The organism is Psychrobacter sp. NPDC077938, assembly GCF_044542635.1.
Taxonomy (GTDB): Bacteria; Pseudomonadota; Gammaproteobacteria; order Pseudomonadales; family Moraxellaceae; genus Psychrobacter.
Genome location: NZ_JBITUW010000001.1, coordinates 813687 through 830510 on the forward strand (window position 1 = coordinate 813687; position 16824 = coordinate 830510).

General features: G+C 44.4%; 14 protein-coding genes. All 14 read right to left on the bottom strand.

Annotated features, from left to right (window positions below):
* Positions 1 to 67 precede the first annotated feature (67 nt).
* Positions 68 to 2671, bottom strand: a complete 2604-nt coding sequence (locus ACIGBM_RS03465; RefSeq protein WP_397476753.1) for an ABC transporter permease — start codon at positions 2669 to 2671, stop codon at positions 68 to 70.
* 37 nt (positions 2672 to 2708) lie between these two features.
* Entirely contained in the window at positions 2709 to 3377 is a 669-nt protein-coding gene (locus ACIGBM_RS03470; RefSeq protein WP_397476754.1) for a hypothetical protein, read from the bottom strand.
* A 52-nt stretch (positions 3378 to 3429) separates the two neighbouring features.
* Positions 3430 to 4146, bottom strand: coding sequence for an ABC transporter ATP-binding protein (locus ACIGBM_RS03475; RefSeq protein ID WP_397476755.1), 717 nt, complete (start codon positions 4144 to 4146; stop codon positions 3430 to 3432).
* A gap of 25 nt (positions 4147 to 4171) precedes the next feature.
* On the bottom strand, positions 4172 to 5035 hold the full coding sequence (locus tag ACIGBM_RS03480) for a GDSL-type esterase/lipase family protein (RefSeq protein WP_397476756.1): 864 nt from the start codon (positions 5033 to 5035) through the stop codon (positions 4172 to 4174).
* Between the two features lie 293 nt (positions 5036 to 5328).
* Positions 5329 to 6561 (bottom strand): CynX/NimT family MFS transporter, encoded by a 1233-nt coding sequence (locus ACIGBM_RS03485; protein WP_397476757.1) that lies wholly within the window; start codon positions 6559 to 6561, stop codon positions 5329 to 5331.
* Positions 6562 to 6957: 396 nt separating this feature from the next.
* Positions 6958 to 7203: a (Na+)-NQR maturation NqrM gene (nqrM, locus tag ACIGBM_RS03490; RefSeq protein ID WP_057762175.1), complete on the bottom strand. Its 246-nt coding sequence runs from the start codon at positions 7201 to 7203 to the stop codon at positions 6958 to 6960.
* Positions 7204 to 7403: 200 nt separating this feature from the next.
* Positions 7404 to 8570, bottom strand: coding sequence for an FAD:protein FMN transferase (locus ACIGBM_RS03495; RefSeq protein ID WP_397476758.1), 1167 nt, complete (start codon positions 8568 to 8570; stop codon positions 7404 to 7406).
* Between the two features lie 123 nt (positions 8571 to 8693).
* The gene (locus ACIGBM_RS03500; protein WP_397476759.1) at positions 8694 to 9494 is read right to left on the bottom strand and encodes an SDR family oxidoreductase; all 801 of its coding nucleotides are present in this window, start codon (positions 9492 to 9494) and stop codon (positions 8694 to 8696) included.
* A gap of 176 nt (positions 9495 to 9670) precedes the next feature.
* On the bottom strand, positions 9671 to 10906 hold the full coding sequence (nqrF, locus tag ACIGBM_RS03505; RefSeq protein WP_102078341.1) for an NADH:ubiquinone reductase (Na(+)-transporting) subunit F: 1236 nt from the start codon (positions 10904 to 10906) through the stop codon (positions 9671 to 9673).
* Between the two features lie 122 nt (positions 10907 to 11028).
* Entirely contained in the window at positions 11029 to 11637 is a 609-nt protein-coding gene (nqrE, locus tag ACIGBM_RS03510; RefSeq protein WP_011281361.1) for an NADH:ubiquinone reductase (Na(+)-transporting) subunit E, read from the bottom strand.
* Positions 11637 to 12308 (bottom strand): NADH:ubiquinone reductase (Na(+)-transporting) subunit D, encoded by a 672-nt coding sequence (locus ACIGBM_RS03515; protein WP_057762168.1) that lies wholly within the window; start codon positions 12306 to 12308, stop codon positions 11637 to 11639. Before ACIGBM_RS03515 ends, nqrE begins: the two co-directional genes overlap by 1 nt.
* A gap of 1 nt (position 12309) precedes the next feature.
* A complete protein-coding gene (locus ACIGBM_RS03520; protein WP_397476760.1) occupies positions 12310 to 13212 on the bottom strand; it encodes a Na(+)-translocating NADH-quinone reductase subunit C in 903 nt (300 codons plus the stop codon).
* Positions 13193 to 14428 carry an NADH:ubiquinone reductase (Na(+)-transporting) subunit B gene (locus tag ACIGBM_RS03525; RefSeq protein WP_057762164.1) on the bottom strand — a complete coding sequence of 412 codons (1236 nt, stop codon included), beginning with the start codon at positions 14426 to 14428 and terminating at the stop codon, positions 13193 to 13195. The genes ACIGBM_RS03520 and ACIGBM_RS03525 overlap by 20 nt, the downstream gene beginning before the upstream one ends.
* 5 nt (positions 14429 to 14433) lie before the next feature.
* Complete coding sequence (locus ACIGBM_RS03530; protein ID WP_397476761.1) at positions 14434 to 15786, bottom strand: Na(+)-translocating NADH-quinone reductase subunit A; 1353 nt, start codon at positions 15784 to 15786, stop codon at positions 14434 to 14436.
* Positions 15787 to 16824 lie beyond the last annotated feature (1038 nt).

Sequence of the window (16824 nt, forward strand, 5' to 3'; positions counted from 1 at the left end):
GTAGATAATAGCGATCAAAAAACCCCTACAAAGGGGTTTTCTTGTATAAAGTTAAAGTTGGATATGCTTAAATCATAGCCCTGACCCTTGCCATAATCCCGCGTCCAATCACCAGTCTTACATAAATAATGGCAATGGCAAACAGCAATACGATTAATGCTGCACCGCCAATCGCTAAGCTCGTCCACGGCACACTAAACTGTAGATTAAACCATTGCGTGATGGCTGCCCATGCACCAACGCTAGCGATAACAACGGCAAAGGTCGCCGCACTAATCCCAAGCACACCCAGCTCTAAGATATTGAGCATATACAGGTCGCGCTTTTGCATACCGAGCAGTCTAAATGACGCGCTGTCCTTCATGCGGTCTTGCGAAGTAGACAGTAGCGAGCTGATCAGCACCATGACCCCAGTGAGTAGAGCAAGCAAGGTAAACACATAGACCAAGCGGCTCATTTGTACCACCAGCTCTTGGATTTGCTTCGCAATAGCAGTACCATCGATCGTAGTGACAGCAGGGAACTCGCGTACCAGTTTGCCTTGTAGTTCTGGAATGGCATCTTCTGATACGTGGGCAGTAGCAAACTGAATCTGCGGGGCAGCGGACAGCACCGACGGCTCAAACAAGAAATAGAAATACGGGCTTGGGCCACGCTCATAGCGCGTGCGAATACTGGTAATCTGCCCGATGATTTCGATACCTTGAATGTTAAAACGCACCTGATCGCCCATACCGACATTGAGCATACCTGCGGCAGTGTCCAAGATAGACAAGGGTTTGATTTGTTCATTTGTCGCATCGATAGGGGTGTATAGCGCGTCGTCTGTGAGCGATTCAGTGATGTATTCGGTATCCATGACCGTATCTGCATAGCTCAAGTTAAACACTCGCGTGGGATCATCAAAGCCATCAGCAGGCTCGATATCTTTTGCCGCCACATCATTTGCCGTCTCTACACGCGCACGAATGACGGGATAATAAGTGACGGGCGCCTCAATGATTGCATCAATATCGTCATGTTGATCGCTCTGCACATCGAGCAAAAACAGATTGGGCGCGTCTTCAGGATAGGCGTTGATAAACTGCGCATTGATACTGTGATTGAGCGTGGTGATAAGCGTCAGCACCGCCACCGATAGTGATAAGGTGACAAAGAACAACGCAGATTGGTTGCCTTTACGCGCAAGGTTATGAATGGCAATACGCTGCATCCAACTGACCTTAGTATTGCTTGCCAACTTGTTAAGTAGCCACAACCACCCACGCGCCAATAGCCAAAATATCGCCACAAAGCCAATCAAGCCGCCCAATAGCTGTGCCCCTAATGACAGTGAGCCAACTTCATAAGCAAAGAAAGCATACAGTCCTGCCAGCACCACGCCATACCATAGTAGCGGCATGCGTCGATACCAAGGCAAGTTTTGCGTTTGCGTACTCGCTCCTTGATTGAGTAGGGTAGCGGGTTTGGTCGTGTTAAGTGCGCTTAGACCACGCTGCGCAATCAGTAGCGTCAGGGCTAAAGCAATCACAATGGTTTTAATAGCACTGATTGGATTGATGGCTAGACCAACGTCGGCAGGCAAGATAGCCACCAGATACGGCTGTCCGATTTTAAGTAAGCCCAGACTAAGGGCAACCGCTGCGATACAAGCAATGACGGTTGTTACGATAAGCAATTGATAATAGCTACGTTTGAGTGAGCCAAGCGGCTCGCCGAGCGCCAAGCGAATGGCGTTATTGGACTGCTGCTTACTGACAAACGCACTAATGACGCCGTACATGGCGACCGCAGATAGTAGTAACACCGCGATGACCAGTAGCTTTAAAAACATCAGCACATTATCAGAGATACGCGAGACCGAAGTATCTGCTGACTCGGCATCAGAGAGCTCGATATCAGGATAATTGGTCAGGATATCTGTAAGCTGTTCACGCTGCGTGGTTATCAGCTCTGGATCGCCTGACATCTCAATACGATAGTTTATTCGGCTACGTTGTCCCAACAGATTGGTCGCCGGGAGTGCATCTTGTTTCATCAATACCCGTCCACCAAAACCAAAGGTAGTCAGTGGACGGTCAGGCTCTTTGGTCAGTACATCACTGATCGTAAACTGCGCATCGCCAATGGTGATACGGTCGCCGACATCAGCCTGTAGACTACTGAGCACTTCTGGCGCGACGATCACACTGTCAGATGTTAGCTGATCCCACAGCGGCTGTCCTGAGGCAAGCTCCGCTGTACCGTACAGGGGATACGATGGCGAGACAGCTTTGACGCTGGCAAGCAAGGTTTGCTCATCATTGACTAGCATAGCGCTAAACTGATAGTCATACACCGTCTGTGAATTAGGGATAGTTTCTACCTGTGACAATACTTCGCTTGGCCAGTCTTGCTTACTGTTTAGGATTAGATCCCCACCAACGAGCGCGCGCTGATTGTCATTGATGTAGCTATCGACAGACTGCTGTACAGAGTCGAGGGTCAGGTAGGTTGCAAGTGATAAGGTCAAGGTCAGTAGAAACAAAACGGGATATACCCAACGCTGCCACCAACTACGGCTGAGTGCTTGTGAGCCTAAGGTTTGACGGCTAAAGAAACTGCTCCCTTTAGTATCAGTAGCTTGATTATTGATAGCCGTATCGCTTTTTTTGATCGTAGCTTTAGTCATAATTTTTTTGCTTAATCGGTAGACGTATTAAGAAATTTTAGAATGTGTTATCAGGTAACCAGATATAGATAAAGTCGAACAACTCTGCATCTGTCATATCAGTTAATGAATGAACGAATTTTTTATCTTTGACTGTTTTATATACTGCGCTAGCTACTACTTTATGGTAAAGAAGAGACTTACCTTTCGTTTGTTGTTCAAACCAGTGTTTATTTATTTTGCTAGGTAAATTATAGAAAAAAGAAAAATCTAGCTGTTTACTGAGGAGGTTCAACTTCTTGTATTTGTAAGTATCAAAGTAATATAAATGTCTTAATGCATCATTTTGCAGTGTATTTTGCTCATTCTGTAGTAAGTCTAAAAAACAAAGGTATTCGTCATCATTTTCCATAAAGTACGTCAAAGGGTATAGGAAATAATTATTTGCTCTTAAATATCCCTTACTTATTGCTTGTAGAATAAGCTGACTTATCTCGTCTCTGTTGGCATTGATGAAAGGTTTTGAGTAATGCTCTAATATAAAAGAGAGCGCAAAAATAATGGAATAATCATCTGAGTCAGCCATCTGTTTCAAATAATAAAGCGCATTATCTAATTTATAGATCGAGATTAACTGATTAATTGTTTGGCTATAATCTTCGGTTTCAAAAGTGAACTTTCCAGCAAGTAAGTCTTTTGCCACGCTTTCTATCTCAAGAGTTCCCATTGAACTAACCTTATTAAATTAGAGCATTAAAGACTAAGGGATGAATGCCTATTTATTCTTCAATGCGGCCGTCATGCATGGTGATGACGCGATCTGCCATCTCGGCAAGTGCAGGGTCATGAGTCACGACCACCAGTGCTGAGCCAACCTGTTGGCGTAAGTCTAATAGCAGCTGCATGACTTGATCGGCATTTTGCTCATCTAAGTTGCCCGTTGGCTCATCAGCAAACACAATCTTTGGGTGCGATACCAGTGCTCGTGCCACCGCTGTACGCTGCTGCTCACCACCTGACAGCTGATTGGGTAAGCTGTGACGTCTATGACCTAAGTCGACCGCATCTATCAGCTCGTCTACGCGTGTTGGGTTTGGACGTCTGGCAATATCAAGTGGAAAGGCGATATTTTCAGCGACGGTCAGTGTGGGCAGTAGATGAAATGACTGAAAGACAAAGCCCATATCCTGCTGACGAATGACGGCTAGCGCATCTTCGTCAAGACTGCTAAGCATTTGACCTGCCAGCGATACCGTACCGCTATCGGGATAGTCCAATGCTGCGAGCAACCCTAACAGAGTAGATTTACCCGAGCCTGATTTACCCATGATGACCACAAACTCACCCGCGTTGACGTAGATATCCACGTCTTTGATGATGGACAGTTTTTGCTCACCGACTTGCACGGTTTTATTTAATTGTGAAGCGGTCAGTAGAGCTTGTGTCTTAGCGTCTGCTTGTGGCATTGCTGTGACAGTCGAAGATGATGATGTCATTACAGTATCTCGTTTAATGGTCTCGTTAAGTAGTCTCGTTTGTCTTATTTTTTGTCGTATTGTCTTGAGCAGTCGTAGCTGTGTTATCGGTATCAGCTGTTTTTAACTCTTCTAGCTCTTCTAACTCTTTTAACTTAGGCTCTAGAATAGGCAAGATATTGTTATTAACGATAATCTCATAGCCTTCTTTAGTCGGGTGAATCGCATCCGCTTGGTTGAGCTCTCGGTCACCGCCGACACCCTCTAAGAAAAACGGAATAAGCGTCAAGTTCATATCTTTGGCAATACGAGGATAAATGTCTGAGAATGCCGCAACGTATTCACTGCCTAGATTGTCATAGATCGACATACCACCTAAGATGACGACACTGCCATTGTCTTGCAGGTGCTTAACCGCAGTGCGAATATTGGCTTCAATTGTGGCCACATCGATACCGCGTATCGCATCGTTAGCACCAATAGTCAATATGGTGATGTCGGGTTTGGTTTGCGATACCCAGTCCAATCGATTGACCAATCCCGTACTGGTTTCACCGCTTAGACCTGAGTTAATAACTTTGGCGTTAGCATAGCCCATTTCTTGCAGACGATCTTCTAACTGAGCAGGATAGTTGTCGTCTTTGTCCACTCCCAGACCTTCTGTCAGTGAGTCACCAAGCGCTAAAATAGTAAATGATGAGGATTTGACTTGTTGATCAGTTGATGCTGCGGTTTCAGTTGCTACTGGAGCAGTGCTGGCTTGACTGTTAGTCGCTTCAATACTGGTACTCTGCGTGTCAGTAGCAGATGTGGTTTCAGCATCTTTTTGACAGCCACTAATAGCCATTACAGCTGCGAGTATGGCAATAGCAGGCAAGCGCTGAGCAAAACGAGAGGAAAATTTCATCATGGGTGTTATGTCCTATATGCAATCAAACCAGTGTATAGTCAAATCCTATCTAAAACAGATACAGTATCAGTCGGATAACTCGTCAGGCTCGCTTAATCTACTATTGGTAGTACTTTCACACGCCATCTTTTTATCCAGCTTATATTAAGTATCTAAGTTATATTGAACTGACTATAGCAAAATAAGACAGTGACCTATATTGCCCTAAGGTTAATTTAAGGCTGCTTTATTGCGCGTTAGCAATCATAGCCTTGTAGACCACAAAAACTGATAGAAATGAAAGCTGATAGCAATCAAATAGATTTGCCATCGACCATCACTGGACGACTAACAAGCCAAGCAATCACGACGTTGACAATCATCAGTATCAGCATAATAAAAAGCGGCATACTCCAGCTACCAGTCATCTCGTGCAACAAACCTGTACCTAACGGTCCAAAAAACGCAATGACATAACCCACTGCTTGAGCCATACCAGACAGCTCACTTGCCTGATTGGTCGTATAAGTACGCATAGAGAACAGCATCATGCTTAAGGTAAAAATTGCTGAACAGCCCATGCCCATCATGCCTGACCATAGCCATGCCAAGTCAGTCGATAGATAACTGACGCCCAATATACCAATGACATTTAGCACAGCAGCAAATACCGCCAACGCCTGAATAGGGCGGCCGCGATTGACCAGCCAAGTTAAACTTAATATAGAAACCGGTGCCATAAACTGAAATACAGAACCCATTTGTCCAGCACTGACGGCGGATAGTCCCTTACTGACCCAAATCGACGGTAAAAAACTGGCAACGGTATAAAACAATAATGACTGCAAACCCATAAAAATAGCAATCTGCCACGCAAAGGTGGTTCGCCACATAGAGATATCAGAAGAACCTAAAGCCGCAGGGATAACCGCTTGATGGTTGGATGAACCCAAACGTACACGTAAGAACAGCCAAATAACAAAGGCAAAAACACCTAGTATCGTCCAACCACCCAATGCCCACTGCCAACCAACTTGCTCCGATAATGGTAGTACTACACCTGCGACGATACCTGCTGCTGTGGTCATCGTTAAACTAAACAACCCTGTAATCAGCGGAATATGTTGCGGGGTACGCTGTTTAATGACTGGTGCTGCTAACGTATTAGCAAAGCCAATGGCGAGGGTAAGTAACAAAGTACCAATTAAAAACCCACTCCATGTCGGGATAACGGTACGAATAATCATCCCTACCGTTAACAGTCCAATCATGGCAATCAGTGTGTTCTCAAGCCCAAATCGTTTGCCAATCGTTGGGGAGATCAGAGCCCCAACAGCAAAGCTCAGCATAGGAACCGCCCCTAGCCAACCTATCTGAAACTCAGAGATATCAAGCGCGTCCTTTACCACTGGGGCGATAGAACCTAGCGCGACGATAGGTGCACGCATATTGGTGGCTAGCAGAATCATGGCACACAGCACCAACCAAAAGGTAAAGCGTGAGGAGGGCAGGCTAGATGAAGCAGATAGATTGGACGAGGTAGACATAGCAGCACAACGATGACAGCGAAAAAGAACACGTTATTAAACAGCGTCAAGCAATTGCCGCTTATAAAATAACACCAGAGAGCATTTACTCAGACACGTACCTAAACGGTAAGCGATATCGTAAATTAGACCGAAAAATATATGTAGCGCGTAAGACACACAATTTGCTGAACTGACTTTGCTAAATTGGCAGGCAGCTTAGTCAAAATATATGTGTGGTTACTTCGAGTTACGGCTTTAGAATCGTGATGATAAGAGATGGCGATAATAAGCAATCTTAAATAAGCAGCCTTATCGCACAATAAAAATAGCGCCAAGTCACTTTTGAATGACTTGACGCTATTATAAGAACATATGTCAGGTAAATGCTACCAACGTATGGTAACCAATAGGCTATTAAACCGATTTACCCAATTGAGCAGCTCTTAATGCATTCTCTTGCTGTTCAGCGATTAGTGAATCGCACTTATTGGGATCATTGCCACAAAACGAGCAATTTTCATCGCCCATCAATTTGGCAACACCGCCACAAGATCCTCTAAGCGGCTTTTTTTTGACCATATAACCGACGCCCATAAAAATGAAGAATAGGACAAATACGGTGAAAGTAATGGCAAGCATAGGAAGCAGTTGGCTAAGCATAGAGGAAACCTCATTTTAAAAAATAGGGCAGTTATTAGTGGTGTTACCTAAGTTCATGACAGCTAAGCACCGTTAATAACAACTGTATAATAGTATAACAAATTTTAGTGCGGCTCGTTGTGCGTTAACGTATTCTCTTGTTTCACATCTATCACTTACCAGTGGCCTTTAGATCGTGCCATCTAGAGCTTGAAGAGCGTTTAGAGCTTTTTATCAGCACGTAACGCTTTCATCGCTGGTGTCTGTACCACTTGCCAATCGTCAATGTTATCATCAGTAGCTTCGTCAGCAGCTTCGTTGAACATATCGTCAGAACTCTTTGCTTTTACATCGTCAGCTAGTACCACGAACATGGCCGCCAGATTTTGTGTTTTAGCGACATCTAGTGCCTTGTGATAAGGCATCGCGGTAAGGGCAGTTGCCCAAGCATCCGCCAATGCAACCGAATCAGCTGCGACAGTAACTGAAGGTGCACCGCCTGCAATAGGGTTACCCGTTGTCGGATCGATAGTATGGCTATAGCGTTTGCCATCGAATATGACAGAGTTGCGATAGTTGCCAGAGGTCGCTAGATGCATTTGACTAGCCGTATTCTTTGGTTGGCGAATAGCAGATATGGTTTGACGTTCGCTGACCGTACTGCCTTCAATAGGAGCGTCAATCGCAATTTGCCATGGCTGCTGCTGGTTATTCACACCAGAGGTGGCAATTTCACCGCCGATCTCAACCATATAATTACGAATTTGATAATCATCTCTCAACACGTCAGCGATGACATCGACGCCATAACCTTTGGCAACAGCAGAAAAATCTAAACCAACGCCGTCTTTGGTTTTATAGATGGTGTCGTCTTTCTTTATGATGCTCTCAAAATCGACCAATGCCTTGGCTTGAGAAATCTCAACGGCAGTTGGCGGACTTTGTAGGCGCTCGACTGTCATGGTACTTCCAAAGCCCCAGGTGTTTACTAATGGCATAACAGTAGGGTCAAAAGCGCCGCCAGATTGCTGATAGACAATTTGCGAGACATCTAGCACACGACTAAAATCAGCATCGATAGTGATAGGTTTATCTTTGCCTAAACGATTGAATGTAGATATCGTTGAGTCGTTTTGATAAGTAGACATGCTATCGTTAATTTGTTTTAGGCGCTCGTCTACCGCAGCTTGTATGGCAGCTTCGTCCGCATCATCAGGCAACTGATAGCTAATATGATAGCTCGTTCCCATTGTCTCACCGATCAGATAATTATAGTCTGGGGTTTGCTGGCAAGCGCTGAGTCCTAAAGTACTAGCAAGGCTGACGACGCTTACTAAGGTAAGGTGCAGAGATTTTTTGGAAGATAAACTGGATATAGTGTTTTTCATAATATTTTCGGTATGGCGTAGAAATGAGTAAGGTGTAAAACAAGCCACGCTTATTTTACACCCCTTGAACCCAAAAATACCAACGAAGGCACCATTCAGCGACAATTCGTTCAGTTAAGTAGCTTACTTCACTTGTGACTCACGTATGAGCTTATAGAGTTTTGGCGGAGAGACGCGGTTGACTCGTGTGGCCAGTTTTTCTTTACGACCAGCGACGATGATATATTCCTCTCCCTTGGTGAGCGCCTTCACGACTTGTTTGGCAAACTCAGTCGCAGTCAGACCATTATTGGTTGCCTCATCCATCGTACCCTGTGCGCTACCGTCGCCAGTCAACGCATTGATAGAGATATTGGTCTGGATAAACCCGGGGAATATCGTGGCTACTTCGATACCTTGGTCATGTAGCTCAGCACGCAAACTATTTGCCCACATATGCAGCGCTGCCTTGGCTGCCCCATAAGCGCCGCGATATTGTGTACCCAATAGGCCTGCCACACTCGATACCATGACTATTTTACCGCCGCCTTGTGAGACCATGTCAGGCAATGCAAGTCTAGTAAGGCGCGTCTGAGCAAAGTAATCTATTTCCATGATTTGACGTTCAACTTCTTCAGCCGTGTCCATGATGAGCGAACGCTGACTGATACCAGCATTATTGATGAGCCAGTCGATTTTCCCAGCCTGAGCTTTAGCAGTATCATAAGCTTCTTTGGTTTGATTGGCATCGCTAATATCAAAAGGAACGACAATATGCTTGTTAGCACGTTTGCAGCTGTTTTTGACCACCTCTAGCTTATCACTGTCACGTCCACTTAGAATTATTCTAGCTCCGCGCTTGGCGAATGCAACGGCTAATGCTTGCCCAATACCACTAGAAGCACCTGTAATCCAAATAGTTAAATCTTTGTATTTCGTTTTCATAAGAGTCCTTTCTCAATGTTTAGATAGTCCATCATATAGGATAATAAAGCGACTCTACTAGCTAGATTTGTAGTCTGTAACGGCATTACTATGTGTAAAAATCGCACAAAAAAAGAGCCTCAATTGAGACTCTCTTTTGTATTCTTAAACTTACTTTGCTAGATTAATTATCTAACTTAACCACCGAAATCATCAAGCATGATGTTTTCGTCTTCCACGCCCATACTGTGTAGCATGTCGATGACGGCAGCGTTCATCATCGGTGGCCCACACATGTAATATTCACAGTCTTCTGGGTTTGGATGATCTTTCAGATAGTTTTCGAGCAATACATTATGGATAAAGCCTGTTGGACCTTCCCAGTTATCTTCTGGTAATGGGTCAGACAGTGCAACATGCCACTCAAAGTTATCGAACTCTTCTTCTAGCTGATCATAGTCTTCAACGTAGAACATCTCACGAATAGAACGAGCACCATACCAGAAGCTAATCTTACGATCAGTATTCAAACGTTTGAGCTGATCAAAGATATGCGAGCGCATTGGGGCCATACCAGCACCACCACCAACAAAGATCATTTCAGCTTCGGTCTTCTTGGCGAAGAACTCACCATAAGGACCTGAAACTGTCACTTTGTCACCAGGTACTAAGCTAAATACCCATGAAGACATTTTGCCTGGTGGAATACCGTCAGGACCACGTGGCGGTGGACTTGCGATACGAATGTTAAACTTGATGAGACCTTTCTCTTCAGGGTAGTTGGCCATTGAGTAAGCACGGATAACAGGCTCATCAACTTTTGAGACATAGTTGAAGATACCGAATTTTTCCCAATCTTCTCTATACTCTTCATCAACCACAAAGTCTTTGTAGTGCACTTCGTGCGGTGGCGCTTCCAACTGTACATAACCACCAGCGCGGAAGTTTACTTCTTCGCCTTCTGGAATTTTTAGTACCAGCTCTTTAATGAAAGTGGCAACGTTATCGTTAGAGATAACTTCACATTCCCATTTCTGTACATCAAAGAACTCAGGATCAATCTCAATTTTCATGTCTTGCTTAACAGCTACCTGACAAGCTAAGCGCATGTGATTGCGGATTTCACCTTGAGTAAAGTAGCCTTCTTCGGTGGGCAAAATAGAACCACCACCTTCAATAACGCGGCAACGACACTGCGCACAAGTACCACCACCACCACAAGCTGAAGATAAAAATATACCTTCGCCCGCTAGCGTTTGTAGTAGTTTGCCGCCAGCTGGTGTCACCACATCATTATCGGGATTATCATTAATATGGATAGTGACATCGCCTGAACTGACCAGTCTTGAGCGCGCCGCCAAAATAATAGCGACGAGGCCCATGATGATCAAGGTAAACATAGCAACGCCACCAATCGCCGTAGCGTAATCCATGGTAGGTATCCTTAATCTATGGGGTAGGGGTGTGGAGGCATAATCTATGCTGTACCCAAACCTCTACCGAATAAATGAATTAAATAAGTCAAATAGCTAATGAAAGCTTTGAGCTTAGCGGTTTAGATGGACATACCACCGAACGACATAAAGCCGAGCGACATAAGACCAACCGTGATAAAAGTAATACCAAGACCACGCAGCGGTGCTGGAATGTCTGAGTATTTTAGTTTTTCACGGATACCCGCCAATGCTGTAATAGCAAGTGCCCAACCGAAGCCTGCACCCACACCATAGACAACAGATTCACCAAAGTTATAGTCACGCTCAACCATAAATAATACACCACCTAAGATGGCACAGTTTACGGTGATTAGTGGTAAGAATACCCCAAGCGCGTTATATAGACTCGGTACAAACTTGTCCAAGAACATCTCTAGGATCTGTACGGTGGCTGCAATCAAACCGATATAACTTAGCAATCCTAAGAAGCTCAAGTCGATATCAGGGAAACCTGCCCATGCCAGCGCACCATCTTTTAGGATGAACTGGAATAGTAAATTGTTTAGTGGAACGGTAATTGCCATCACGACAACAACCGCAACACCTAGACCAATCGCTGTAGAGACTTTTTTGGATACGGCCAAAAAAGTACACATGCCTAAGAAGTAGGCAAGCGCCATGTTCTCAATAAAGACTGAGGTTATAAATAAACTAACATAATGTCCCATTAGTGACCGCCTCCATGTGCCATGCCTTTAGACTGCGGCTTCATTACAAACTCAGCTTCTTCAACTTGTTCTGGTTTCCAGATACGGACAACAGCGATGAACAAACCAATGATAAAGAACGCTGATGGTGGTAACAGTAATAGACCGTTTGGTATGTACCAACCGCCATCAGTAACTGGCTGTAGAATCGTAATACCGAACCAAGTACCAGCACCCAATAGCTCACGGATAGTTGCAACGAATAGTAATACTGCTGAGTAACCAAGACCGTTACCAATACCATCCAAAAAGCTTGGGATTGGTGGGTTGCTCATAGCAAATGCTTCAGCACGGCCCATAACGATACAGTTCGTGATGATCAAACCAACAAAAACTGACAAACCCTTACTGACGTCATAAGCAACTGCTTTTAGTACCTGATCAACCAAGATAACCAATGAAGCAATAATCGTCATCTGTACGATGATACGAATGCTTGATGGAATCTGCTTACGAATAATCGAGATAAAGAAGCTTGAAAATGCCGTTACCAAAGTCAATGCTACACACATGACCATAGCGTTAGCCATGCTGGTGGTGACAGCCAATGCCGAACAGATACCAAGGATCTGTAGGGCAATAGGGTTATTATCAAAGATAGGCGTGGTTAAAATGCTTTTAGTGTCAGCCATGTTATGCCTCCTTGCCGTTTGCTACTGGTAGCTTGGCTGCCAATTCGGTTTTAGGTTGAGCTGCCAGCTTTGATTGATTTGCTTGCGTGTCTGCACCTTTAACCGTTTGGCCGCTCTTTTCGCGTAGCGTATCTAGATAAGGTTTATAACCTTGCTCGCCTAACCAAAACTGAATCATGTTGCTGACGCCGCGGCTAGTCAATGTCGCACCGCTGATGCCATCAACCCAGTTCTCTTTTGGGTTACCAGCTTTGGTGACACCAGTGGCAACGTTACCATTCTCGTCATAAGACTCGATACCGCTCCACTTTGCACGCCATTCTGGCTCTTCGATACGAGCGCCCAGACCTGGGGTTTCTTTATGCTCATAGAAACTGATACCTTTGATGGTATTCATATCACTTTCGAGCGTTAAGAAACCATAGATAGTGCCCCATAGACCGTAGCCTTGAATTGGCAATACAACCGTTTCTGGCTGACCTGCGTCATCATTTTTGACATAGACTTTGGCATATTTTGGCTTACGACCAATACCAGCAGGATCGTTGTCACCCAAGTCTTCACTTAAAGCTTGGTTTTTTGTCGCTTGACTGGCGTCATAAGCATTACGATCAGGGATACCGGCAGTTTTTAGCGCGTCGTCATCGAGATAAGTACCTTCGTTTAAATCAATGATTTTGACTTCAAAGTCTTTAAAACGTTCGGCAACATCATCTGCTGTATCAGACTCAGCATCATACATGTCAGCCGCAACTAAGATGTTTTTGTTACGATCTAAACGTGCGTTTTCGACTTGCGCAGGCTTTAGACCAACAGCCACTGCTGAAACCAACACTGAACACACCAAGCATAGCGTCAAAGCCACACTGATGGTTTTCGCGTTATTACTTTTGGGCTTGGACATAGCGAACCCTCCGAGCGGTTTGGCGTTTGATATTTGCTTGAGTCACAAAGTAATCAAACAATGGAGCAAATAAGTTGGCGAATAGAATGGCCAGCATGATGCCTTCTGGGAAAGCAGGGTTGATGACGCGAATTAATACGGTCATAAAACCAATCAAGATACCGTAAGCCCAGCGGCCTTTATTTGTATGCGCAGCTGATACTGGATCGGTTGCCATAAATACAGCACCGAAAGCAAAGCCACCGATAACCAAGTGCCAGTAGAACGGCAAGCTCATCATCATGTTGTCTTCGGAGCCAATCATGTTGAACACAAGAGACGTCGCAATCAGACCGACCACACAACCTGCCATAATGCGCCAAGAAGCGATACGCGTCCATAGCAACACTGCAGCACCCATTAGGATAGCTAGTGTCGATACTTCACCGATACTGCCTTGCATGTTACCTAAGAATGCATCACTCCACGTGATAGCATTACCATAAACATCGACGAAGTCCTGAGGAACCACACCAAGGGCTGCAAGGCCAAGTGGCGTCGCGCCTGAGAAACCATCTACTGCTGTCCATACTGAGTCACCAGACATATAGGCTGGATAAGCAAAGTATAAGAATGCACGACCCGATAGGGCAGGGTTAAGGAAGTTTTTACCAGTACCACCGAACACTTCTTTTGCGACGACTACACCAAAGATAATACCTAGGGCAACTTGCCATAAAGGAATATCAGGTGGTAGACATAATGCAAATAGAACTGAAGTCACAAAGAAACCTTCGTTAACTTCGTGTCCACGGACGACAGCAAAGATAATCTCACAGAGAATACCTACCGCAAACGTCACGATATAAATAGGCAAAAACTGCATCGCACCATAGACGAAGCTTGCCCAGATACTGTCTGGGTTATAGCCTGCCATGCTAGTGATTACAGTACGCCAGCCTTCAGGCTGTAAGCCAAGCTGAGCGATAGCGGTTAGTGCTTGATGACCAATGTTGTACATGCCCCAAAACATTGCTGGGAAGGTACATAGCCATACGGTAATCATAATACGTTTTAGATCAATACCGTCACGTACATGCGATGATGCATAAGTGGTTGAGCTTGGTTGACGTAAGAACGTATCAAACATCTCAAAAATAGCGTAGTACTTTTCGTGTTTGCCGCCTTTGGTGAAAGATGGCTCCATACGATCGAACATATTGTGTAAAAATTTCATCGTGGTTAGCCCTCCAGCTCAATGCGCGTTAAGTTATCACGCAAAATATCACCGAATTCATATTTGCCAGGAGATACAAAGGTGCATAGTGCCAAATCTTCTTCGTCCAGTTCAAGCACGCCCAAATCTACGGCGCTAATGATGTCTTCGACAATCAATGCACGTAGTAATTGAGTTGGTAGGTAATCTTGTGGCATGACTTCTTCGTAGACACCGATTGGTACCATCGCTCGTGGTGAGCCGTTACTTGTCGTAGTAAAGTCGTACTTTTTGCCACCAAAGAACTGCGAAATATAGATAGGCAGTTTTGAGAAGCGGTTTTTACCTGGAGTAAAGAAATGGAACGCAGGACGCTCACGGCCTTCAGTCAATACGCTGATCTGATTGTGAAAACGACCCAGATAGGCGATGTTTTCAAACACTTTGCGACCAGACAATACTGAACCTGAAATAATACGGTTTTCGCCAGCAGCCAGTTTACCTTTGGTCAATGCAGTAATATCAGCACCGCGTTCAGTCATAACCAAATGCGGGTTGGTGACAGCAGGACCTGCTAAGCTCACCATGCGGCGAGTATATAGACGACCTGTCGTGAACAATTTACCGATTGCAATCACGTCTTGATAACCAATCGTCCATACGGTCACACCGCGGCTGATAGGATGCAAGAAATGAATGTGCGTACCAGCAAGACCAGCTGGATGCTTACCAGCAAAACCATGATACTCAGTGACGTTATTTGCTGCAGTTTTTGTAACTGGCGTCAGTTGGGTATCGCCATGATGGCAGACAAAGGTCTTTGGACTAAGCGTAGATAATACAGCAAGTCCATCATTGAACGCTTGTAGCTGCTCATTGATCACAAGCATCGGGTCAAAGGCAAGTGGATTAGTATCCATTGCTGTGACAAAGATAGCATGTGGACGAGCGCCGATTTCGGGTGCGCGGCTATAAGGACGCGTACGGAACGCGGTCCATTCGCCAGAGGCAATCAGTTGGGTTTCAACGACTTCAGAGTCTAGGTCAGCAAGCTGCTGTGAGTCATAGCGCTCAAAGTCTACTTCTTCACCATTTGGGTCGACCGCAATCACAAGACTCTCAAACACTCGACGTTCGCCACGTTTAACAGCGACGACCTTACCGGCAGCAGGGGCAGTGTAGATCACGCCAACACGTTTTTTGTCTTCATAAACGGGCTGACCTTTGGCTACAATGTCACCTTCTTTGACGTTCATAGTGGGCTTCATACCCACATAATCATAGCCAACAAGTGCTACATGTGTCGGTTGGTGCTCAGATATCTCGCGGGAGGGTTCACCAGTGATGGGCAAATCCAAACCTTTTTTGATGGTAATCATAAGCGAAAACTTAGTCCATAGTCTAAAACGATACCAGACGTCCTGTTTGGTATATCGGTAGCATGAACATTTGTATCACTCAATAAAGCCTTCAATCGTCTATTTCCTTTATAGTGAAATAGGGATGAAAGCTCTGTGAAGACAATACATGATCATAACTACTAGTAAGAGTATTAACGCTGACCTTAGACTCCTTAACAACACGTTAATGTCTTATTCGAATTACCAAAGTGGCGACTGGCTACCAAGGTGTATGCTAAAACCGCTTCATCGAAACCAATCGCTACAGCACATGGCTAAAAGAGACTGGTTTAAATACAAATGGCTTTATCACACGTTTCATTGAAATTTAAAACTTGTAACACCAGTATGTTTGACCATCTCTCGTTCACTAATACCGTCTAAAAGTATTCGATAGAATAAGAGTGTGGCCAAATAACGATCTATTAAGGTAGATGATATACTGGTTAAAAGACAAACTAGCTAAGCAACTGATAAGCAAACCTCACTTATTATAAGCTGCTATAGTTTTAATCGTAACGGTTTTAATATAGTTAGCTAGTGATAGGGACTTGCAAGACATCTAATTAAGGTTAAATACCGCAGAATCGATGGTTTAGAGACTATTGGTTGAGATTTTTTCAGATAGTCCTTTTTAGCAATTTCTTAGCCAATATTTTATTGGCGTATTGAGCGATTGCTCGATCCATCCTGATCACCATGCTGTATTAGTGAGTTGTAACAACTCAACAAAAAGCGTAACACATGGTTACTATCACATAGAAACAAATAAAAATTTACCTAGGATTATACGCTAAATTGACCTAAAATTGCCAGTCAGTAATAGAATTTAACGATTGTTGGTAGTGATTCTACGTACTAAAACTTATGGTTATGATTGTCTAGTTTCTGTCTTTCTTATTTGTATTCAAACAGATTGCTAACTTAGCGATGTCTTGGTTTTCGATCTGTCCATAATTTATGCTACTTTTAAGCAGCGTTTTCTCTCGTTATTTGATGCTTCGATAACGTTTCATT